Annotated in this window: 1 protein-coding gene; it reads right to left on the reverse strand. The window is 50.4% G+C overall.

Going from position 1 to position 252, the window contains the following annotated elements:
* The coding region (locus E8Q33_RS16880) for a helix-turn-helix domain-containing protein (protein ID WP_371413309.1) at positions 1-102 on the reverse strand (102 nt) is incomplete at its 3' end.
* Positions 103-252 lie beyond the last annotated feature (150 nt).

Genomic DNA, 252 nt, shown 5'->3' on the forward strand with positions numbered 1-252 from the left:
ACGCCGCCCCTGCTCCCATTCCTGCAAAGTCCGTGGGGAAATATGAAGCACTTCTGCAAACTCTAACTGTGTCAGGCCCGTTTTACTACGCGCCTCTGCCACTTCATTGGGCTCAACACGACTGACCGCGCGGCTTTGCCCTCTTTCATTTCTTTGACTGATTGAAGTAGCTTGTTACCAAGCTCTTCCGCGCTCAAGGTTTCGTTACTCATTTTCTACCTTTCGAATGGATTTCAGGATATGTGCGGGGAT

Origin of the sequence: Methylophaga sp. SB9B, assembly GCF_004832235.1 — a bacterium.
In the GTDB taxonomy this organism is placed as follows: Bacteria; Pseudomonadota; Gammaproteobacteria; order Nitrosococcales; family Methylophagaceae; genus Methylophaga; species Methylophaga muralis.